Genomic DNA, 20859 nt, shown 5'->3' on the forward strand with positions numbered 1-20859 from the left:
TCGCTAGTGGCGGGTGGAATCCGCAGAATAGCGGGCCAGCATAAGACGGCGAAGTACGTCCTGATCCTGGTCGGGCTCCGGCACCTTGGCCTCCGCCGACCGCCCGGCGCGCTCCGCCTCCGAAGACAGCGAAGCAAGTACCGCGCGAAAATAGTCGTTCAGTTCCGGCAACTCGCGATTGCCACGCAGGCCACGCTCGATCATCGCTGCAGCCTGGTCGAAACGATTCTCGGCAAGAGCCAGCATGCCATCGCGGAAGATCCGCATGCTGCTATCCGCTGGGAGCGGATCCAGCGCACGCCACGCCACCGCAGCCGCTTCCGGTTGCGAGTCGAACATTTCGAGCAAGCCAAGGAAGAAGGCAGCAGGCGCAAAGCCAGGGGCCCTCTCCAGCGCCGTGCGGAACGACTGCCGCGCACCGTCGTGCAACTGCCCGGCAGCAAGCACCGCTCCTTTGAGAACCCACAGGCGATGATCGCCGGGCCACACGGCCAACACCTCATCGATGCGCGTCAGGTCGTCAGCCTGCCCCGTGCGCAGGGCATTCACCAGGATATCCAGATCGGCGTCATCGCAGCATGCATTTTCCGAGTCGTTCGTCATTCTTGCCACTCCTTGTCCGTTTCACCGTGCAGCCGCTTGCGCAACGACAGCAGAGCACTCCGATGCAGTTGCGAGATCCGGCCTTTCGTCACGCCCATGATATCGGCGATCTGATCAAAAACCAGGCCATGAAAGTAGTGATAGGTAATCACCTTGCGTTCCCGTTCGCCCAGACTGCGTACCGCGGCCTGCATCGAGGCGCGAGCCTGCCGCCATGCCACCTTGCGGTAGCCGTGACAGGAAGTGTCCTGCGCGACATCCTGCGCATCGTACATTCCCGTATCTTCCAGCATGAAGCCAATCGCAGCCGCCACCGCCACCTCGCAAATGGTGGCGAACGCCTGCGGAAGCCTGCTGCGCACGGCTCTCCCGTCCGTCAACGACGCCAGCCGCTCGCTTCGCAGCCGTGCGCCTAGCATCGCCTGCTCGTGCCTGTCGCTGACGGTCTCGATGCCATTCAACATGGCGCCCCGGATCCGTGGCGTGCTGAACGTCTTGAACGAGGCTCCCCGCGCTGGATCGAAACGGTCGATCGATTCGAGCAGGCCAACAATGGCAAACTGGCAGTAATCGCGGAACTCCGCATCATTGCCGAATCGATTGCGGTAGAGCTGCATGCTCAGCGCCCGGGCATAAGGAAGATAGTGCTGCAGCAGCGCCTCGCGGGCCGCGGCCCTGCCAGGAGCGCCATCCGGCACCTGGCGGAGCGTCTGCCAGAGCATTCCCTCTTCGGCATCAACCGCGGGCATGGCGGCGGAGTCTGCCGCGCCGGCCGACTCATACCCTTCAGTCATTTGAAGCTACCCAGTACACCGCGCAATACGAGGGCCCAGCCGTCGATCAGCACAAACATCAGGACCTTCAGCGGCAAAGCGATGGTCGACGGAGGAACCATCAACATACCCAGCGCGAGCAGAATGCTCGAGACCACCAGGTCGATCAGCAGGAACGGCAACAGCACCACGAAACCGATCTGAAATGCCACGCGCAATTCGTTCAGGATGAACGCCGGCGTCAGTTGCACCAGGCTGACGGCATCGGGCGACGGCGGCGGCGGCTGATGCGACAATTCGTACATCAGACGAAGGTCCTCCTGCCTCACTTGGCGCAGCATGAAGTCCCGCATCGGGGCGGCGGCACGCTCGAGCGCGACCGGCATTTCCATCTGACCCTGGAGGAATGGCTGCAGCGCATCCTGATTCACCGCGGCCACCGTAGGCATCATGGTGAAGAGCGTCAGGAACAGTCCCAGGCTGATCAGCACTGCGGTAGGGGGTGTCTCTGGCATGCCAAAGGCATGGCGAATCATCGACAGGACGATGACAATGCGGGTAAAGGCCGTCATCGACACCACGACCGCCGGTCCCAGGCTAAGGAAGGTGAGCAGGATCGCCGTGCGCATCGGCCCCGACACAGCCTCACCGGCGTTTTGCGACATCTGAGCCGTCCGGCTCCCGAGCGCGGGCAGCAAAGCGTCGGTCCCGGCATGCGCCAAGCCGGCGAACAGCGCCAGCACCAACACCACGCCGAAGGCAGGCCAAACTGTGCGCCTCATGCCAACGGCTCCGCCGCGGCGACGCCGGTCGGCGCCAACGTGCTGACCGATACGATCCCCCTTGCGTCCGCCGCGATCAGCAATGTGTGCGCCTGGCAACGAACCAGGTAGAGCGTCCCGTGCCTGCCCAGCGGCAACGACGCCAGCGACTGCAATTGAGCAGGCAGGCGCGCACCTGCCGAGCCCGCCTGCTTGCGCCGATGGAGCCACAGAATAACGGCCACGGCAAGCGCCAGGCAGAGCAAGAGGGAAATGCCCACCAGCGACAGATCGGGAAGCACGGGCGGAGGCGGCGCCAGATCAGGCCAGCCGCGAGCCGATGCCGGGGTCGATGCGGCGGGCATCAGCGCTTCTCCACAAGTTCCGTCAACTGAATACCGAAATGGTCGCCGATTGCCACCAATTGGCCGCGGGCAACCGTCTTACCGTTCAGGCGCAGCGCTACCGGCTCGTCGAGCGCCGCGTCCAATGTGAGTGCGATACCCTTTTCCAGCGCAAGCAGCGCCTCCACCGTCAACGTAGCGCTGCCCAGGTAGACCTCGAGATCGACGACGACATCCTTTACAAGTCGAAGATCGATCATGCCCCGCCCTTCCGGCGCCTGAGCGATAGCCGCCGTCTCGTCGAATTCCAGCGGTGTGATAGTGGCTTTCTGAATGCTCATGATGTGGCCTGCTGAAGTAAGTCGGCAGCACTCCCGCCCGCTGCGTCGAGTTGTAGCGCCAGGTGCCTCGCGTTGCGCCGAAGATGGCCGTGGGCAATGCACTCACTTGTGCCCGCGACGCGCAGCGCCGCCGGCGCATCGAGCAGGCAATCGAGCTCGATCACATCGCCAGGCTCCATATCAGCGATCTGCGCCAGCGGCAGACGGACGCAAGCAAGCACGGCATCGAGCGCGACGGTGGTCCGCCCCAGCGCCTCCACCGGCGTGGCAAGCGCAGTCCTTCCCGAACGCTTCGACGGCACCTCCGGAGCGGCAGGAAACATGGTCAAACCAAGTTGCGCACGGAGCAGACGCATCTCGCCCACCTCGACGGTCATCCTCACCCCGCCCTCCGGCACGCGCCGCGGCAAGTCCGTGATCGCGCTTGCAGACGCCATGCCTCTGGACTCGAAAGAAAAAGCATCGGCAAGGCGCATGGCCAGGTCATCCATGACGACGGACTGCAGACCAGCCAGCAGCCGCACGCCAGTCGTTTCGGCTGGCTCGCCTGGCACAGGCATCTGCAATGCCCGCCGCGCCACGGCATGTCCCGCCGTGGCGCATATCCGCATGGCGGCATCGCAGCGCGCCGAATATTCATCCAGTTCGACGCCGAGTGTGGCCGTGGGATCCATCCTGGCTATTTCGCCGAGCGTCGCCGGCAGGCCGAACCAGTTTTCTCCCCAAGCATGAACGACGGTCTCGGCACATGCATGGACCGCTGCCAGTTCGCGGCTGCCCAGCCATCTCCACGGTCTTGCCGCGGCGGTCATGTCTGGCCCCTGAGCTGGAACAACTGGAGCAGCATTTCGTTGGCAGTACTGATGACTTGTGACGATGCCTGGAAACCTCTTTGCACCAGGATCAATTGTCCGAACTCGGCGGACAGATCCACATTGGATGCCTCGATGACACCGGACTTCACGTGGCCCGCGGCATTGGAAGCACCCGACGAAAAGCGTGCCTGCATTCCCGAGGGTGCCTCGAACAGGCCTTTGTCGTGCTGGATCAAACGCTGACGATCCGAAAACTGCGCCAGCGCCACCAGGCCGAGCTTGCCTTCCTGGCCGTTGGAATATTGCAGCGTCAATTGGCCGGCATCATCCACCGAGAAGGCAGAGATCGTTCCGGCGGCGTATCCGTCATTACCGGCCACCCGCAGCGTCGACGCCGTACCTGCCGAAAATCCTGTCACGCCACTGGAAAAATCGAGTTCCAGCGGCATCCGCGTGCCATCGTCAAAAGCGAGCATCGCCTGCAACTTTTCCTGGCCCGGCTGTGGCATGCCGCCGACGAATGGCAGCATGCCGGTATAGAGATTGCCTCCCTCCGCGGATTCCACCGCGACCTTCCACTGCGTCGCCGCTTCATCGTCATGGGTGAATCGTATCGTCAGGGCGCGAGCGTTCCCGTTGGCATCGAACACGCTGATGCTCTGCAGCACGTGATCTTCCGATCCACTCGACAAGTTGTCAGTGAATTTCAACGTGGTTGTCGTTCGCGGCGGACTCCACTGCCGGCCTGCCACCGATGCGCCCTGCACCGTGCCGTCCGCTGCCAGGATCCCCAATTGCATGCCGGTATTGCTGTCCACGATACGGCCATCGTCAGCCACACGGAATTGTCCGGTCCGCGCATAGCGGGGACCTTCGCCCCCCAGCATGGTCAGAAAACCGGCGCCGGAAACGCCCAGATCCAGGGGACCGTCACTGTCGCGCAGATCGCCGGCGGCAAAATTCAGATAGCTCTGCAGATAGCTCACCCCGGAGCCGAAGCGAGGTTGCGCGTCCCTGAACCGGCCGGTCGCATCCGATGGCGTGCCGTAATAGAGATCGCTAAAACGTGGAATCGCGCCCTTGAAACCCGGCGTATTCATATTGGCAACGTTGTTGCTGATGGTCTGCAAGCCACGCGAGTACGTCTGCAAGCCCGACAGTCCGATTTGTACCGCATCCAGCATGATGTACTCCTGATGATTGACCGTCTTCCGATCCGGATCTAGCGAACCTGGGAGATCTGGGACAAGCCGATGTCGGTCAAGTAAGCGCCGTCGGCCGTCTGCACGGTAAGCGCGGGCTGGGTACCGGCAAAGCTGACCGCGGTGACTTTCCCATCGATCAGGCCACTCTCGGACTGGAAACCGACTTCCTTGCCGAGCAGTCCGATGGTCTGGGTGGCCGATTGCAGAGACAGGAGGCTGTCCACCTTTTCGCTAAGTTGACGGGATTGCTCGAGGCTGGTGAATTGAGCCAGTTGAGAGATGAACTCGAAATTGTCGACTGGCTTGAGCGGATCCTGATACGTCAACTGCGTCAGGATGATCCTGAGCAGCGACTGCATATCCAGCCCAAGCGAATCGATGCGAGTATCGATGCCGCTGTTTATCGCGCCAATCGCCATGGAAATTCTCCTGAAGAAAAATCGATGAAGCTGCCATTGATGCACGCTTCGTCGAGGTGCACGCCATATCGCCCACACTCGGCGCGGACACGATCCCGCAAGCGCGTCGCATCAGCCGGCGCCAGTGGCGGTACCCGCACCAGCAGCCGCACGGAATCGCCCTGCCGAGCAACGGTGACTTGTGCCTCGGCAGTGCCGTGCGCCGCGAAAAGCCTTCGCGCTCGATGCTCCGCTGCCGACATAGACAAGGCCGCGCCGCATGCCCTGGACTGGGCTTGAGTATCGGAGCCGACGCCGCCCGGCTCGCGACGCAAGATCGGGAGTGCACATGGCAGCGCGAGAGGCAGTCCTCCGGACACACCGTTCAGTGCATCGCCCCGCGCCGCGCGCATGGTGCCGCCCGACGTGGACGGCATCGCTTTCCCGGCGTCGCGCGCGGACACGCGTATCCCGGGCATGAGCAACGGGATGTCCTGCTGCTGGTCAGGCACGCGCGGCGGGCTGCCTCGCTGCAACCGCGCAATACCAACAGCATGTGGGAACGGCAAGGTTCCACCCCCACTGCCGGGTTGTCTCGCTCCCCGCTGCGCATCCCACATGCGCTGCTCCATGCTATGCAGCAATTGCTGGAAGTTTCCATGTGCGGATGTATCCCCCACGCGCCTTTCCAGGGGTATCACCTGCATCGTCGACGCGATTTTCATTCCTCCTCCTGCCGTGACGCCCATCGATCTTCAAGCCGCCGCTGAAGCGCCATGTCGTTCTGATGCCGCAATATCCTGCGGCCTTTCTTCTGCATCGCGCTAACCGCCTGCAGCCGCGCCTGGGCGGCAGCCAGTCCCGTCAGCGCAACCTGCAGACAGCGGCGCGCCTCGGCCTCGTCGGCGATCGCGCTGGCTTCACGGCTGCGTGAGCAGTCCAGAACAGCATTCCAGTTGCCCAGCGCCAGCGGATCGAGTTCTGCGCCCGGCAACACCCCTGCATGCCAGGCCGTGCCCTGGCGTGCCAGCTCGCCGCTGCATGCGAGCCTCCGTACCGTGGCACCCGCCAGATTCGACCGCGCTCCTCGTACCACAGCCTGGGCACGCTCGCGTTCCTGTTCGCGCAGCCGCATGATGGCGGCGAGTACCGGCAAAGCCTTCCATGCCTTCACCGCGCCCCCTTCAGCACGCGCATCAACGTCGCGCTCGCGGTGCTGGCCGGGACCGCCTCACCCAGATCCTGGCGCAGGAACTCGAGCAAAGCCGGGTACAGCTCGATTGCACGGTCGGTCAGGGAATCGCTGCCTGCCGCATAAGCACCGGATTCGACCAGCAGCTTCGCACCCTCGTAGCACGCCAGCAACGAGACAGCTTCCAGCCGCAAAGCGGTGTCCTGCGGCGTCTCCACTCGCTGTGCCGCCCGGCTGACGCTGCGCGTGATCTCGATGGCGGGATAGTGGCCTCGCTCGGCCAGATCGCGTGACAACACGATATGGCCGTCGAGCAGCGAGCGCATCGTCTCCGCCATCGGGTCGTCAATCTCGTCGGATTCCGCAAGGATCGTCATGATCGCCGTGATGGCGCCGCGTGCACGGAACACCCCGCAACGCTCCACCACCTTGGGCAGCAAGCCGAACACACTCGGTGGGTAAGCCCGTACCGTAGGCGGCTCGCCAGCCGACAAACCGATCTCCCGCAGCGCCATGGCGAAGCGCGTGATCGAGTCCACCAGGAACAGCACATGGGCACCTTGCTGCGACAGCGCTTCGGCGTGAGCCAATGCCGTCCACATGGCTCGCGCACGTAGCGCGGCGGAAAGATCGGAGGTGGCCAGCACCATTACCGAGCGCCGCCGCGTGGCTTCCGGCAATGCCTCGCGCCACAGTTCCTCGGCCTCCCGGCCACGCTCTCCGATCAAGCACAGCACGCAATGATCGGCCTCGACATGACGCGCCAGCCCGCCCAGAAGCGAGGTCTTTCCCACCCCGCTACCAGCGAAAAGCCCAACCCGCTGCCCCTTGGCAAGCGGCAGCAGCGTATCCAGCGCGCGAATGCCGGTGTCAAGCCGGGCGCTCGGCGGCAAACGGTCGAGAGGGCCAGGTGGATAACCCGCCAAGGGCTGTAGCCGCGTGGCGCCGCCCACCGGACCAGCACCATCGATCGGCACGCCGAAGGGATCGAGAACACGCCCCAGAAAACCCTCGCCAACGCGCACGCCATGGCCGCCAAGGCTCTTGTGCACCCGGTCGCCAAGACGCACTGCGGCAGCCGATCCATAGGGTGCCAGCACAATGCGCCCTCGCTCGACGCCGATAACCTCGGCACGGATGCAGCCATCCTTGGCCCCAATCTCGCATACCGCGCCCAACGCCGACGGCGGGCCATCCGCCTCGATCGCGGTGGCACGCAGGCGAGTAACCAGGCCGAAGCGCGGCACGGGATCGAAGTCCCTCAGCGCGCGCAGCACGGGATGCACCGAGTCAGTCATTCGACACCTCGATGCACTTGCGCAACGCGGCCAGTTGCGAATCGATACCGGCATCCATGTGCTCGAACTCCGTGTGCAGCAGACAGGCGCCAGAGGGCAGATCGGGATCGATCCGCAGCGTCACGTACTGGCCGTCGGGAAGACTCGCGCGCAACAATGCTTCGTCGTGGAAATCCGCTGCGGAAATGTCGACCTCCAGCACCGCCTTGCGTCCCAGCAACGCCAGGCGGTGCCGCACAATCTCGGCCACCAGCGAGGCACGCTCGGCGGACGATCCAAGCATGCGCTCGAGCGCCGCTACCGCCACGGCTACCGCCATTGCATCCAGACTGGTCAATTTCGCCGCCAGTGTTTCGCGGGCCGCGGCTACGCCCTTGCCAATCAAGGCGATGCGCACGGCCTCATCCTGATCAGCCTGCTCCCGGCCAATGCGCATGCCCGCCGCAAGCCCCGCCTTCGACCCCTCGTCATAAGCCGCTTTTTCGCGAGCGGCAACCTCTTCCCGGCAGGCCGTCAGTTCATCCGCCAGCGTGGCCAACTCGATTTGCCGTGGATCCGGCCCGGCCCGGGGCCGCGCCAAGGCTCCGCCAACCGCCCCGGCATGCGCTACGCCCGTCGGTAAGTTTTCCGTCGCGGACGGCGTCACGCGCTTGCGGTCTTCCGCGATGGCCACATCGATTGCTTTGTGCAGGCGTGTCACGATGGCCCCATGCGACGGCGGAAAAGGCGGCGCCACCAGGTTCCATCTTGCGGTCGGCCGGTTCCATCCGACCGTGCTGGCTCCGCTACAAGCTCACGCAACGCGAGATCCCGCAGTTGTTGCGCCAATGCAGCACGTGTGGCGCGCGTCATCGCCACCTCCGAAGACGGTGCATGCTGGCAGACCCCATCGCCTTCTGCCGGATGCGACAGCGCCATGGCGGCGCATGACTGCAGCCAGGGCGGCAAGCCTTGCACCAATGCACGCACCTGCGACAGATCCGCCCCACGCGGATCGATGGCGTCTTGCGCGGCAGCGGCGTCCGGCTCGCGCCTCCTTGTAGTCTCCGCGGCGTCGTCGCCATGCACCTTGGCCAGCAGCGGTGCAAGGATGTGGCGTTCCTCTGCCGTCAACGCCCCCAAGACGGCCTCGCTGTCCTCGGCCGACAGTTCGGCGAGCCTGGCCACAGCACGGCGCAGGGAGCGCGCCTTTTCATGCGGCAGCATCGTCGCTCCCGCTGGCAAGCAATTCACGCAGACGCCGCACGTGCTCCTCGCGTTGCTGCATGGTCAGCCGCGGCTGGCGCGGAGTGCGCCTGAGAAAATGCCGCAGGCCGGCATAGAGCCCTGCGCAGATCAGGACAGCCAGCGCCGCCAAGCCGGAGGCATGGACCATCAGGTTTTCGATATTCCTGTCCGTCGTCTCCTTTTGGGGAGGCGTTCGCGGTGCGACGCCGCCATACCGCATATCGGCGATGTCATCCGATGCGCTCGCATGCTCGCCAGACAGTCGCTCATGCGCGTCGACAGTAACCACATCGCCGCGCCGTGAATCCAGCCCCGCAGCGACTGTCACCAGGTTGCGAACGCGCTCCTGCTCCGCGGGCTCCAGCGCGCGTTCCACCAGTATCCCGACAGACAAGCGCCGCAGCGTTCCCGGTGCGCTGACCGTTTCCTCCAACCGGCGTGCCGTCTTCTCTTCCTGCGAGGATTGGAATACCGGCAGAGGCGCGCGCCGTGCCCCCCCAATATCGCTGCCAGCAGCTTCGCCGACGCCGGCTGGCAAAGGCAGCGGCTCGCTCCGGTCCGCCTCGCCATCCCTCCAGCGGCCCTGCGGGACCCTCACCTGCTCGTCGCGGCTCAGGCGACGACTGTCTGGGTCCAGTTCCGCGTTGACGGCGACTACGAACGGCGCAGGACGAGCCAGTGGCTCGATCTGCGCCCGGATCTTGCGCGCATAGTACTGTTCCAACGCCAGCTTCTGCGCCAGCACCGGATTGCGCACCTCTGGCTCTGCCGACACCGCCGGCGTACCGTGCTGATCGAGGATGGCGACATCGGCAAAATCGAGCTGCGGCACCGCCGCGGCCACCAGCCGGCGAATGCCGTTGACTGTGGCCTCGGCAAGCACCTCGCCTTCGTTCAGGAAGATCGCCACTGACGCGCGCGGACGGATGTCATCGCGGCGATACAGCGTCGCCTCCGGCAAGGACAGGTGAACGCGCGCCAGACGGACCTCGTCAAGGCTCATGATGGTGCGCGCCAGCTCCCCCTGCAGGGCACGCTGGAAATTGACCTTCTGCGCGAATTCGGTCAAGCCCAGATCAGCATGCTCGAACAACTCCAGCCCGGCTACGCCCTGGAGATGAATGCTGCCACTCATCACCTTCAGGCGCATGGCACGCTGTTCCCCTTCCGGCACCAGCACGGAAGTGCCGTCATCCGACACGCGGTACGGCACCCCGGACTTTTCCAGTTCCGCGACGACGGCGCCAGCGTCCTGATGGTTCAGGTCGCGGAACAGTACCTCGTAGCGCGGCTGGACAGCCCACACGAGCGCCAGGACCGCGCCCGCCAGGATTGCCGCGGCGCCTGCCCCCAAAGCGAGCCGTCGTGACGGCGACAGCGAAGCCACCAGCGAGAATATTCCAGGCATGGGGATTTCCTTAAAGTTGCATGCGCATCAATTCCTGGTACCCCTCGACCAGTCGCGTTCGGACCTGAAGCACCAGTTGAAAAGACTGGCGGGCCTCCTCGAGCGCCAGCATGACCTGGTGTGGCGGCAGGTTTTCGCCAGCGGCAAAGTGCCGGGTCATGTCTTGTGCCGTCAGCATGGCGGCATCGGCACGCATGGCGCCATCCAGCAACTGCCCGGCGAACCCGCCAGACACCAATGACAGAGGCTGGTTGGCCAACTCGCCGGGAAGACTGGCGGCGGTGGCGTGCGCGGCCAAGCCAATGGAGTCCAACGCAGCGGTACTCAAGAGCGGCTCCCTATTTCGAGCGCACGCGCATACATGGTGCGCGCGAGGTTGTATACGGCGACATTGGCTTCGTAAATGCGTTGTGACTGGATCAGCAAAATCATCTCCGCGGCATGGTCGATTCCCGGATAGGCGACATTGCCGTTCGCATCTGCATGGGGATGGGCAGGCTCATGCATCAGCCGGGGCTGCGTGTCCATGGCTTCGATTCCATAGATCCGGACCCCCCCCGCCGGCCTGGCGTCGGCAGGCCACGGCGCGACGCCGGCCTGCGTCATGAACGCCGGACCGGAAATCAGGCGCTGCGGCACATACGCCTCTCCGCTGGCCATGCGGGTGGTCCCGGCGTTGGCGAGATTGCGCGCAATGACTTCGATGCGCTGCCATTCGACCTCCATGCCCGAGCGCGCGATGGCGGCAATCGTGCCGGCCGCAGTCACAGCACCCCCTTGAGTGCCAGCGAGTGCAATTGGAACTGCCGGTCCGCCAATGCCGTCAGCACGGCAAAACGGCTCGCGGTGTCACTGGCCAGGCTCAGTTCGAGATCGGGGCGCAATCCTCCCACGGTTGCCGGGAGTTCCCTCGCGGCATCGATCGGGGCCGCGCTCACCTTCGATGGTTCGGCCATCATCAGTACCTGCTGCAGAGAGCGCTCAAATGACACGCGCACCGGCAAGAAACCAGGACTGCCAAGATTGGCAACGTTGTGGGCAGTGGCGAATGCGCGCGCGTCGAGCCCATCGAGTGCGCGCGCGACAGTGGCGATAGTGAGATCTGGCATGATGTTGGATGGTCTGCTCTTGGTCTGTCGCGCCGGCTATTGCACGATGATGTCGGCATACAAGGCGCCGGCAGCCTTGATCGCCTGCAGGATGGAAATGATGTCGCGCGTGCTGACCTGAAGCCTGGCCAGTGACTGCACGAGATCGCCGACAGTGGTATTGGGAAACGTCGCTGCGACCGTTTTCGGCGATTCGGCGACCTTCAGTTCACTGTTGCCTATCACCAGGCTGCGCACCTGCGGTCCCGCTACGGTGATCAGACCAGGCTGGGAAGCGCTGTACTCGGTAGTCACCGAAATGCGCAAGTCACCATGCGAAATGGCAATGGCGCCAATGCGAACGTTGCCACCTGCCACTACCGTGCCGGTACGTTCGCTGATCACCACCCTTGCCGCCCAGTCCGGCATGACCATGAGCCGCTCCACGCGGGCCACGAAAGCGGCAAGACCCGCGGCGCCGCCTTGCGCGCGAATCGCCACCGACTGCGCGTCGCGCAGGCTGGCAATACCTGTGCCGAAGGTTTCGTTGATGCGCGCTGCGACGCGATCGGCGGTAGACGCATCGGCATCCTTGAGCAAGAAGACGATCTGCCCATCCTGCAGCGTCAGTGGCGAAACGACCTGACGTTCCACGGTAGCGCCCGCCGGTACCAGCCCGACCGTGGGATGATTCTTCTGCTGCAGGTTGCCGTTGGCGTCATAACGGAATCCACCGACCGATACCGGCCCCTGTGCCAGCGCGTAGACTTCCCGGTCCGGCCCGCGAAGCGGCGTCATGATCAACGTGCCTCCGCTCAGGCTCCTGGCATCGCCGATGGAAGTGACATTGATGTCCAGCTTGTCGCCAACGTGTGCCGATGGCGGCAGCGTACCCGACACCATCACCGCCGCCACGTTGCGGCTCTGCAGTTGCTCGGGACCGACCGCCGCATCGAAATTCGACAGCACATTCGCGAGTGCCTGCCGGGTCGCCTGATGACGACTGCTGTCACCTGAGCCGGCGAGACCGGTGACGATACCGTAGCCAACCAGCATATTGTCGCGCCAGCCCAGAAAGCGGCCGAGATCCTTGAGGCGGACTTCCGCATCGGCACACCAGGCGGATGGCGGCAACCCGATCGCCATGATCAGTGCGAACCAGAGACGAAGATGCCTCACCATAGTCCCAACCATGCCAGAATGCGTGGAATCAAGCCCGGCTTGGCTCGATCGGTAATGAAGCCGTCGCCGGTATAGTCGATATGCGCATCGGCAAGCCGGCTCGATATCACCGTGTTGTTGGGTCCGATATCCGTGGCACGGACTCGGCCATCCAGGCGAATGCCCGTCTTCTCGCCGTTGACATCGATGCGCTGCTCGCCTGCTACGCGCAGGTCGCCGTTGGGCATGACCTCGACCACCGCGGCACTCAGTTGCGCCAGTAGCCTCCCGGTGCGCTGGATACGGCCACGGCCGCCATAACTGTCCGATGCACCCAGTGCAGCGCCATTGCGGCGCGCATCGAGCACGGACACATTGGCCTGAACGCTGAAACTGGTGCTGGTGGAAGTGTCGGCGGTATTGGATGCGCTGGAGTTCTCGTAGACCAGGATCGTGACTATGTCTCCCTGCCGCGCTGCGCGCCGATCCCCCACCAGTGCGCGATGCTCCGTCGCCGAAAACAGATCGGCTGCCACGGCCGGGCCGAGCGTCAATGCGGCCAATCCGAATGCGCTTATGCGACGAGCCATGGCGCACATCATCTGCCTTCCTCCGTTGCCGCCAGTTGCATAACCCTGCCATCTGCCAAGCCATATGCCGTGACCTGGCCACTACGGCCGCTCTGCAACGAGAGCGCCCGACGCGAGATGGTCACGGCCCCCTGACGCGCCACGAGCTCGACCGGATCGCCCTTGCGTATCGTGGCAAGGAAGCCATGCAGATACGATGGCAGGCAACTGCCAGCCGCCAGTGTTTCACGTGCGATCACGATGCCGCGACCGGCGGAAAATCTGATCGAGCGACCCGCCTCCCGCTCCGGATGGCAATTGGCGGTATGCACATCGCCCGTGCGCAGTGCCAATCCCGGCGGCACCGCCTGGGAAAGCATCAGCCCCGTGGGCACGCCACGCCGACGCGGGCCGGTCGCATCGGGTCTTGCAGTGCAACCGCCAGGCGGAAATCGCACCGTCACCTCGCTGTCGTCATCTGCGCTCAGCCACGGCGCCAGCGCCGGAATCTGCCGCCGCGCGCGCGTGGCAAGGCGATCCGCCGGCAACCGCATACCGGCACCGGCCAGCGTGCCCAGGCTCAAACGTTCGGCGGGTTCACGCAAGACGGGCGGCAACGCCGATAAATCGGCCACCTCGGAGAAGCGGATATCGCAGGACGACACCACCGCCGTGTCGCGAAAATGCACCAAGCCTGCGGCATCGGCGCCTTCGGAGCCGGTCGACAACAGGCTAAGAAGGCCCAGAAGGACCAGCGGCACACGGCGGGCCAGTGCCTCCATCAGCGACGCAATCCGTTGACGATACCCATCAACTCGTCGCCCGCCTGCACGACACGGGCATTGGCGGCGTAGGCACGCTGAAAAATCAACAGGTTGACCATCTCGTCGGACAACTGAACATTCGAGCGTTCGAGAAAACCCTGCACCATCGCCCCCGCACGTTCCTCGCCAGGTTTGAGCCGCGTCAATGCGGCGTTCTCGTCGGCCTCGAAGATACCTTCGCCACGTGGGCGCAGCGCGCGCACATCGGCGGCAAGCACGAGTTCCAGTTGACCGAGTTCCACAGATTCAGCCCGATCCGGTACCGTGGCGCGAATCCGGCCTTCCGCGTCGATCGTGATTCCGCTCGCATCGGAGGGCACTGCAATGGTCGCCTTCAAGGTCTCGCCGGAGGCGACGGCCAGATGACCGTCGTCGTCAACATGCAAGGTACCGCCGCGCCACAGCAGCGGCTCCCCGCCTGCGGACTGCAACTCGACAAAACCCTCGCCGCGGATAGCCAGGTCCATGGCATTGCCGGTCTCCCGCAGCTCGCCTTGAGAAAATGTCCGAAGTCCGGAGACAAGCATCACGCCCTGGTCCACCGGGTCGCCGGACGGCGCAGACGAAGTGGCACGCACCGCAGACGGCGCCGAGGCTACCAGCGTGGCGAAGTCCGCAATGCCACGCTTGAATGCCACCGTATTCACATTGGCGATATTGTGGCCGACGATATCGACCGCACCCTGCTGTGCGAGCAGCCCCGTCGCACCGATATAGAACGCGCCGTTCATGGTCAGGAAATCTCCCCAATGCGCTGCAATACGGTGCCGAGCATCTCGTCGTATGCCCTCACCACTCTCTGGCCGCCTTCGGCTTCGCGCAGCGCTGCCATCAGGCGCAGCATGTCGTCCGCGCTGGAGACATTGGATGCCTCATAGCTACCCTGCACGACCGTTGGCCGCTCGACCTCCCGCGGGTCCGCGCCGGCGGTAAAGCCAGCATGGCTTCGCACAAGCCTCGCGGGTTCGGCGAAATCCACGATGAGCAAACGATCCACCGGCATGCCGTTGTCCAGCACGGTACCGTCGTGAGTGACGCGCCATTGGGCGCCACGCACCACGATATCGCCTCCCGTTCCCTGCAGCGCCTGGCCTTGCGCACTGGTCACGCGACCGGACGCATCGAGGACGAAGCGCCCCGCGCGTGCATACTCGACGCCCGCCCCGCCTGATTCATTGCGAAGTACGAAAAAGCCGGAACTGGCCAACGCGAGGTCAAGTGGATTGCCGCTGTTTACCAATTTGCCCTGGAGGAAATCGCTTGCCACGCGCAACGCAGGCATGCCACGTCCGGCCATACCGAGTTGCTCGGCAAAGGACACCTCGCGCTTATACCCTGCGGTGGTTGCATTGGCGATGTTCCTGGCGGCGCTTTCGAGCCGCTGCGAAGCAATCGACAATAGCTGAGTCGAGATGCGCATCAATTCAGTCATTGGATTCACTCGTCCTGTTTGCCTTGTGGCCACGCTAGTTGATGTTGACGACACCGAACGCTCTGAGATTCATCGAGGGCGGGATCTCGTTGACTCCCACCACCGCAAGCCGGGGCACCACGCGCTGCGTGAACAGCTTGATAGCGCGGCGAATCTCCGGCCGGCACAACAACACCGGCGACTGGCTCTGCCGCATCATTGCCTCGGTCTGCGCCAGCAGGCGGGACAGCAGTTGCTCCGCCAGGGCCGGCTCCAGCACCGGCCCTGCTGCGCCGTCTTCGGCCGACCGCAGGTTGTCCAGCACCCGGCTCTCCAGCGCCGGGTCCAGTGTCAGGACGGACAATGCGTCGTTTTCCCCGCGCAGGGCCTGGCAGATCTGGTGGCCCAGGCGCTGCCGCACCGCTTCGCCCAGTCGCGCCGTATCTTTCTCGTGCCGCCCCGTATCCACCAGGACCTCGGCAATGCGATCCATGTTCCGTATCGAGACGTGTTCGGCCAGCAGATTGCAGAGCACCTGCTGGATATCGGTCACGCTCAGCAACGCCGGCACCATTTCCTCGACCAGGCCGGGCTGCCTGGCACGAACCTCATCCAGCAAATTCACCACGGCTGCCCGCGAAACCAGCTGAACGAGATTGAGCTTGATGACCTCCGTGAGATGGGTCATCAACACCGTGACCGGATCGACGATCGTGTATCCCTTTCGCTTGGCCGATGCTGTCTCCTCGGCATCCATCCAGACTGCGGGCAAGCCGAACGCAGGATCCCGCGTGCGCACGCCCGGAAGCGACTCGCCATTGTCGGAAGCGTGGATGGCCATCATCCGCTCCGGATAGAGCGCCGCTTGTCCGTAGCGGCTGCCAAACAGCGAAATACGATAGTCATCGGGCGGCAGCGTCAGTTGCTCCTTGAATGCGATCTCGGGCAGCATCACTCCCAGCTCTTGCTGGATGTCCTGCCGCAATGCGAGCGCACGCCCGGCAAGCGCGGGACGTTGCGACGCCAGCGCCGCGCCCAGGACGCTCCCGAAACCGATCTCGATCGGCGCGGGCTGGGCCGAGAACGTGGCGGTTTCCGGCGCGGCCTGTGCTGCCCCTTCGCCCCCGGCTTCCTCCCGCGCGCCGGCGCTGGTTCGCCTCAGCAGCCAGCCTAGGATCATGACGGGCCCGATGACCAGCGCCAGCCATCCCGGCATGCCTGGCAACAGCAGCAAGGCCAGCATGGCGATCGAAACCAGCCATTGGACCTTGGGGAACCGGAACAACTGCTGCCCGACCACGATGCCGAGTTGCTGGTCCGACGATGAACGCGTGACAATCAGGCCAGTCGCCACGGAGATGATCAGGGCCGGCACCTGCGTCACGATGCCGTCGCCGATGGTGAGCAGGGTGAAGGTCTGCAGAGCCTGCTGCCAGCCCATCCCCATCTGCGCGATGCCGACGATCCAGCCCGCCAGGACATTGATCAGCAGGATCAGTATCCCGGCAATCGCGTCGCCCTTGACGAACTTGCTCGCTCCATCCATCGCGCCGTAGAAGCCCGCCTCCTTTTCGAGCGACTTGCGTCGCCTCTGCGCCTCTGCCTGGTCGATCAGGCCCATGTTCAGGTCGGCATCGATACTCATCTGCTGGCCGGGCATGCCATCGAGCGCGAAACGGGCCGCCACCTCCGATACACGTTGCGCACCGCCTGTGACCACGATGTATTGAACGACAACCAGAATCAGGAAAACGATGAAGCCGATGACGAAATTACCTTGCACCACGAATTTCCCGATGGCGGCAATCACATGTCCTGCCTGTGCCTTCGAGAGAATCAGCCGCGTCGCCGCAATGCTTAGGGAGAGTCGGAACAGAGTGGCCAGCAGCAGCAGTGACGGAAAGGTCGAGAAGTCCACTGGCTGTGCCACATAGAACGTCAGCAACAGGATGGCCAGGGCGAACGCGAGATTGACGATGATCAGCAGATCGAGCAGCGCCGCGGGAATGGGAGTGAAGAGCAGCAGCAGAATCGCCACGACACAGGCGACCAGCGCGAGATCTGCCTGCTTGCCCAAAGTCATCCGCAGCGCGTTCATCGACCGCCCCTCATCCGCCGCGATTGCAGATAGACATTTGCCGTGTCCGCATACAGTGCGGACGGCACCTCGCCATCCAGCGGCGTCCGGTAGAACAACGTGCGCGCCAGAGCGCGAGATTCGACGACCGGCACTCCGTAGATGAAAGCCAGGCGCCGCAGCCGGCGAGCCAATTCCCCTCCGCCTTTGGCCACCACCCTGGGCGCGGACATCTGCTCCGGCCGATAGCGCAAGCCCACTGCGAAATGCGTGGGATTCGTCACGAGAAAATCAGCGTCACGCACGTTGCGCAAGCTCTGCGCATGCTTGACCAACTCTCGCTGCACTTGGCGACGGCGCGCCCGGATGCGGGGATCCCCTTCGCGCTGCCGCATTTCCTCGCGTTGCTCTCGGCGGCTCATCCGCATCGACTGCATGAAGCTATGCCGGACCCAGAGCCTGTCAACGACGGCGAATACCAGTGCCGCCGACAACAGCAGCATCACCAGCCGAGTCGCCGCTCCCGCCAGCAGGCGAGACAGATCCGCCGCGGTTGCCGGCACCTGTAGCGCACCCTGCATTGCGGTGCGGGCAACCCAGCCGGTGATCGCCGCGTAGACCAGCAGTTTGACAATACCCTTCAGGCCCTGCACCAGGGTTTCTTTCGAGAAAATGCGCCTGAATCCCTTGACCGGGTTCACCCGTGTCCAGTCGACGCGCAGCGCTTGCGGAGCAAACAGAAAGCGCGTCTGCAGCAACGCCGGCACTGCCGCACCCAGGATCGCGACCGAGATCACTGGCACCATCAGGAAGGCCGTGGTAGCCAGCAAATGCATCGAACTGGCAAGCCAGGCATCCTGACCCGCCGCCAGCAACGCCCGCGCGACCTCCCGGGAAAACTGCCGTGCCCAGGCATCGCCACGCCAATAGCATGCGATTGCCACTGCGGCGAATGCCGTGACCATGCTCCATTCGGCACTGCGGGAAACGGTGCCCTTTTGGCGCGCGCGCTCCAGCTTGTACGGCGTGGCCTGTTCGCTGCGATTCTGTTCCGCATCGCTCATCGCGAGGCTCCGAGCAAATGCGGAACAAACGATGCCGCCAGCGCCGACAGCCGCACCATCACCGGCCCAAGCAAAGCAAGGCTGAGACCCAGCACCAGCACCGAGACAATGCTCTTGACCTGCAAACCGAGCATGAGCACGTTCATCTGCGGCAACACGCGGGAAAGGAAGGCGAGCGCAAGGTCGATCAGGAACAGGACCACGATTGCGACAGCCGTCGTGACCAGCCCGACTGACATGACCTTGCCCAGATAAGAGGCCAGTACCGAGGAATCCAGCGCCAATGTCATGCTGCCGGGCGGCAGCCATTCATTGAGTGCTGCCAGCAACCGCAAGACCTCGTGGTGAACATTGCCGGCAAAAAATACCACGCCACCACCCAGTGCCAGAAGCGTGCCGAACAGCGGTGTCTGCGCGCGGGTAGCGGGATCGATGATCAATGCCATGCCGAATCCGGCCTGCAGATCCAGCACCCGGCCCGCAAACAGCAGCCCGGCAAACGCCGCCTGCCATGAGAACGCAATCACTGCGCCGAGTAGCAACTCTCCCGCCATCGCCGACAGCAACTGCCCCGAGGATAGGGCACCCACGGGCCTGGCCAGCGCCGCCAGCGCGGTGGCGCACCCAAGCACGCAGACCACGCGCACGCGCGCCGGAATACGCATCAAGGAAAACGGGGGAGCAAACAGGAACATCGGCCCCAGCCGCAATGAAACCAGAAGGCTCTCTATCGCGGGTGCAGGCATGAGGGAGGCTGCGGCAGCCATCAGCCCAACGCTGGAATCAGTTGAAAAAGGCCGCTGGCGAAGCGCGTCACGCGCCCCATCATCCAAGGACCAAGCAGGCCCAGGACCGCCACCGTCACGACAAGCTTCGGTATGTAGCTGAGGCTCATCTCCTGCAACTGCGTGATGACCTGGAACAAGCTCACCAGAAGGCCCACAAACAGGGTGGCGGACAAAAGCGGCGCGCAGATGATCGCGCATTGCATGAGCAATTGCGCCAGTAGCTGCTGAGCTTGATCTGCTGTCAATGCCGCCCCCCTCGTACTTGTCAGGCACGCATTAGAGCAGGCGGCAATTTCGCTGCCTATCAGCCAACTCCCAAATATCAGGACTAGTACGTTATTCCGAATTCTCTGCAGGAATCCCAGGACATATCCCGGTATCGAAGCAGAAAAAGGAGGAATGGCATGCAGCATTATCTGCACGAGGCCACGCTCGATTGAGCGCATATGCCGTGGAGGGCCTTGCGGAATCACCACAGAAGACAAAAGCCGCTTGCGGCTCCCGGCTCCTTGGGCTCAATACCGTGTCTTCCGTCGTGGGCATTGCCACCACGCAGGACACGCATAGCACCCGCCCATCAATTGCCAGAGAAGTGGCGCATTTATCGCTTTTCCACTTCTGTGTCGGCGTGATGGAGACACGGAAGTGGCGAGTATCCGGACGGCTATTCCAGGCAACCTTCCGGATCATCCGGAGTGCGCCGCCAGGGCTTTGTTACAACCGCTCCGCCAGCCCCAGCGCCGCTTCCTCGTTCGTTCTCTCGAAGCGCAGCGGCGTGACCGAGATCCCGCCCCGGCCGATCACCATCGCCTCGCTGTCCGGCGCGTCGGGCCGCGGGCCGCGCGAGAACTGCAGCCAGTGGTAGGGAATGCCGCGCGGGTCGACATGGGCGCGCACGGCGATGTCCTTGACGAGGCCGGCGCCCTGGCGCGTGACGGTGAGCGGGCCGGCGGCCGCGGGCGCGACGTCGGGGAAGTTGACGTTGAGGCAGGCCTGCTCGCTCCAGCCGGCGGCGAGCAGGCGGAGGATGACGTCCGGAGCCAGCGCGCGCGCGGTTTCCCAGCGCACGTTGTCGCGGTCGGAGAAGGCCTGGCTCAGCGCGATGGAGGGGATGCCCAGCAGCATGCCGGTCATGGCCGCGCCCACGGTGCCGGAGAACACGGTTTCGAGGCCGAGGTTGCCGCCGCGGTTGATGCCCGAGAGGACCAGCGTGGGCGGCGCGTCGGCCATCAGGTGGCGGGCGGCCATGACGACGCAGTCGCCCGGCGTGCCGGCGACGCCGAAGCGGCGCTCGCCCTGCCGGCTGAAGCGCAGCGGCGCGTGCAGGCTGATCGAGTGGGAGGTGCCGCTCTGGTCGTGCTCGGGCGCGACGACCCAGACTTCGCGCGCCAGCGTGGCGGCCACGGCTTCGAGCACGGCCAGCCCGGGGGCGTCGATGCCGTCGTCATTGGTCAGGAGAACGCGTTCCAGCAGGGGATGGGACATGGGCGGGAAAAGGTAGGAGAGGACGGG

At 64.3% G+C, this 20859-nt stretch carries 27 protein-coding genes; all 27 read right to left on the minus strand.

Annotation, left to right across the window (positions count from 1 at the left end; all coding sequences use genetic code 11):
• Positions 1-3: 3 nt before the first annotated feature.
• The 27 genes from ACWTPI_RS28695 to surE all read right to left on the minus strand — a co-directional run bounded on the left by ACWTPI_RS28695 (position 4) and on the right by surE (position 20832).
• The gene (locus tag ACWTPI_RS28695) at positions 4-603 is read right to left on the minus strand and encodes a hypothetical protein (protein ID WP_454733434.1); all 600 of its coding nucleotides are present in this window, start codon (positions 601-603) and stop codon (positions 4-6) included.
• Positions 600-1397, minus strand: coding sequence for a sigma-70 family RNA polymerase sigma factor (locus tag ACWTPI_RS28700; protein WP_454733435.1), 798 nt, complete (start codon positions 1395-1397; stop codon positions 600-602). Before ACWTPI_RS28700 ends, ACWTPI_RS28695 begins: the two co-directional genes overlap by 4 nt.
• Complete coding sequence (gene fliP / locus ACWTPI_RS28705; protein WP_454733436.1) at positions 1394-2158, minus strand: flagellar type III secretion system pore protein FliP; 765 nt, start codon at positions 2156-2158, stop codon at positions 1394-1396. Before fliP ends, ACWTPI_RS28700 begins: the two co-directional genes overlap by 4 nt.
• Positions 2155-2502 carry a flagellar biosynthetic protein FliO gene (locus tag ACWTPI_RS28710; RefSeq protein WP_020423925.1) on the minus strand — a complete coding sequence of 116 codons (348 nt, stop codon included), beginning with the start codon at positions 2500-2502 and terminating at the stop codon, positions 2155-2157. The genes fliP and ACWTPI_RS28710 overlap by 4 nt, the downstream gene beginning before the upstream one ends.
• Positions 2502-2822 (minus strand): FliM/FliN family flagellar motor switch protein, encoded by a 321-nt coding sequence (locus tag ACWTPI_RS28715; RefSeq protein ID WP_020205406.1) that lies wholly within the window; start codon positions 2820-2822, stop codon positions 2502-2504. The genes ACWTPI_RS28710 and ACWTPI_RS28715 overlap by 1 nt, the downstream gene beginning before the upstream one ends.
• On the minus strand, positions 2819-3634 hold the full coding sequence (locus tag ACWTPI_RS28720; RefSeq protein WP_454733437.1) for a FliM/FliN family flagellar motor switch protein: 816 nt from the start codon (positions 3632-3634) through the stop codon (positions 2819-2821). The genes ACWTPI_RS28715 and ACWTPI_RS28720 overlap by 4 nt, the downstream gene beginning before the upstream one ends.
• Positions 3631-4821, minus strand: a complete 1191-nt coding sequence (locus tag ACWTPI_RS28725) for a flagellar hook-basal body complex protein (RefSeq protein WP_454733438.1) — start codon at positions 4819-4821, stop codon at positions 3631-3633. The genes ACWTPI_RS28720 and ACWTPI_RS28725 overlap by 4 nt, the downstream gene beginning before the upstream one ends.
• Positions 4822-4859: 38 nt before the next feature.
• Positions 4860-5261, minus strand: a complete 402-nt coding sequence (locus tag ACWTPI_RS28730) for a flagellar hook assembly protein FlgD (protein WP_020205409.1) — start codon at positions 5259-5261, stop codon at positions 4860-4862.
• Positions 5243-5965, minus strand: a complete 723-nt coding sequence (locus tag ACWTPI_RS28735) for a hypothetical protein (protein WP_454733439.1) — start codon at positions 5963-5965, stop codon at positions 5243-5245. The genes ACWTPI_RS28730 and ACWTPI_RS28735 overlap by 19 nt, the downstream gene beginning before the upstream one ends.
• Entirely contained in the window at positions 5962-6414 is a 453-nt protein-coding gene (locus ACWTPI_RS28740; RefSeq protein WP_454733440.1) for a hypothetical protein, read from the minus strand. The genes ACWTPI_RS28735 and ACWTPI_RS28740 overlap by 4 nt, the downstream gene beginning before the upstream one ends.
• Complete coding sequence (locus ACWTPI_RS28745) at positions 6411-7730, minus strand: FliI/YscN family ATPase (RefSeq protein ID WP_454733441.1); 1320 nt, start codon at positions 7728-7730, stop codon at positions 6411-6413. Before ACWTPI_RS28745 ends, ACWTPI_RS28740 begins: the two co-directional genes overlap by 4 nt.
• On the minus strand, positions 7723-8430 hold the full coding sequence (locus ACWTPI_RS28750) for a FliH/SctL family protein (RefSeq protein WP_454733442.1): 708 nt from the start codon (positions 8428-8430) through the stop codon (positions 7723-7725). Before ACWTPI_RS28750 ends, ACWTPI_RS28745 begins: the two co-directional genes overlap by 8 nt.
• Positions 8427-8936 (minus strand): hypothetical protein, encoded by a 510-nt coding sequence (locus ACWTPI_RS28755; protein WP_454733443.1) that lies wholly within the window; start codon positions 8934-8936, stop codon positions 8427-8429. The genes ACWTPI_RS28750 and ACWTPI_RS28755 overlap by 4 nt, the downstream gene beginning before the upstream one ends.
• On the minus strand, positions 8923-10365 hold the full coding sequence (gene fliF / locus ACWTPI_RS28760; RefSeq protein WP_454733444.1) for a flagellar basal-body MS-ring/collar protein FliF: 1443 nt from the start codon (positions 10363-10365) through the stop codon (positions 8923-8925). Before fliF ends, ACWTPI_RS28755 begins: the two co-directional genes overlap by 14 nt.
• Positions 10366-10375: 10 nt before the next feature.
• Positions 10376-10693 carry a flagellar hook-basal body complex protein FliE gene (locus ACWTPI_RS28765; RefSeq protein ID WP_454733445.1) on the minus strand — a complete coding sequence of 106 codons (318 nt, stop codon included), beginning with the start codon at positions 10691-10693 and terminating at the stop codon, positions 10376-10378.
• Positions 10690-11133, minus strand: a complete 444-nt coding sequence (gene flgC / locus ACWTPI_RS28770; RefSeq protein ID WP_454733446.1) for a flagellar basal body rod protein FlgC — start codon at positions 11131-11133, stop codon at positions 10690-10692. Before flgC ends, ACWTPI_RS28765 begins: the two co-directional genes overlap by 4 nt.
• Positions 11130-11474: a hypothetical protein gene (locus ACWTPI_RS28775; RefSeq protein WP_454733447.1), complete on the minus strand. Its 345-nt coding sequence runs from the start codon at positions 11472-11474 to the stop codon at positions 11130-11132. The genes flgC and ACWTPI_RS28775 overlap by 4 nt, the downstream gene beginning before the upstream one ends.
• 36 nt (positions 11475-11510) lie before the next feature.
• Positions 11511-12599 (minus strand): flagellar basal body P-ring protein FlgI, encoded by a 1089-nt coding sequence (flgI, locus tag ACWTPI_RS28780; RefSeq protein ID WP_454733448.1) that lies wholly within the window; start codon positions 12597-12599, stop codon positions 11511-11513.
• Positions 12600-12628: 29 nt separating this feature from the next.
• A complete protein-coding gene (locus ACWTPI_RS28785; RefSeq protein WP_454733449.1) occupies positions 12629-13216 on the minus strand; it encodes a flagellar basal body L-ring protein FlgH in 588 nt (195 codons plus the stop codon).
• Positions 13213-13965 carry a hypothetical protein gene (locus tag ACWTPI_RS28790; RefSeq protein WP_454733450.1) on the minus strand — a complete coding sequence of 251 codons (753 nt, stop codon included), beginning with the start codon at positions 13963-13965 and terminating at the stop codon, positions 13213-13215. Before ACWTPI_RS28790 ends, ACWTPI_RS28785 begins: the two co-directional genes overlap by 4 nt.
• Positions 13965-14738 carry a flagellar hook-basal body protein gene (locus ACWTPI_RS28795; protein WP_454733451.1) on the minus strand — a complete coding sequence of 258 codons (774 nt, stop codon included), beginning with the start codon at positions 14736-14738 and terminating at the stop codon, positions 13965-13967. Before ACWTPI_RS28795 ends, ACWTPI_RS28790 begins: the two co-directional genes overlap by 1 nt.
• 2 nt (positions 14739-14740) lie before the next feature.
• On the minus strand, positions 14741-15439 hold the full coding sequence (locus ACWTPI_RS28800; RefSeq protein ID WP_454733452.1) for a flagellar hook-basal body protein: 699 nt from the start codon (positions 15437-15439) through the stop codon (positions 14741-14743).
• 34 nt (positions 15440-15473) lie between these two features.
• The gene (locus ACWTPI_RS28805; protein ID WP_454733453.1) at positions 15474-17516 is read right to left on the minus strand and encodes a flagellar biosynthesis protein FlhA; all 2043 of its coding nucleotides are present in this window, start codon (positions 17514-17516) and stop codon (positions 15474-15476) included.
• Entirely contained in the window at positions 17513-18559 is a 1047-nt protein-coding gene (locus ACWTPI_RS28810) for an EscU/YscU/HrcU family type III secretion system export apparatus switch protein (protein WP_454733454.1), read from the minus strand. Before ACWTPI_RS28810 ends, ACWTPI_RS28805 begins: the two co-directional genes overlap by 4 nt.
• Positions 18556-19305, minus strand: coding sequence for a flagellar biosynthetic protein FliR (locus ACWTPI_RS28815; protein WP_454733455.1), 750 nt, complete (start codon positions 19303-19305; stop codon positions 18556-18558). The genes ACWTPI_RS28810 and ACWTPI_RS28815 overlap by 4 nt, the downstream gene beginning before the upstream one ends.
• Positions 19306-19325: 20 nt before the next feature.
• The gene (locus tag ACWTPI_RS28820) at positions 19326-19592 is read right to left on the minus strand and encodes a flagellar biosynthetic protein FliQ (RefSeq protein ID WP_029043592.1); all 267 of its coding nucleotides are present in this window, start codon (positions 19590-19592) and stop codon (positions 19326-19328) included.
• A 469-nt stretch (positions 19593-20061) separates the two neighbouring features.
• Positions 20062-20832, minus strand: coding sequence for a 5'/3'-nucleotidase SurE (gene surE / locus ACWTPI_RS28825; RefSeq protein ID WP_454733456.1), 771 nt, complete (start codon positions 20830-20832; stop codon positions 20062-20064).
• Positions 20833-20859 lie beyond the last annotated feature (27 nt).

The sequence above is a fragment of the Cupriavidus ulmosensis genome (assembly GCF_977008105.1).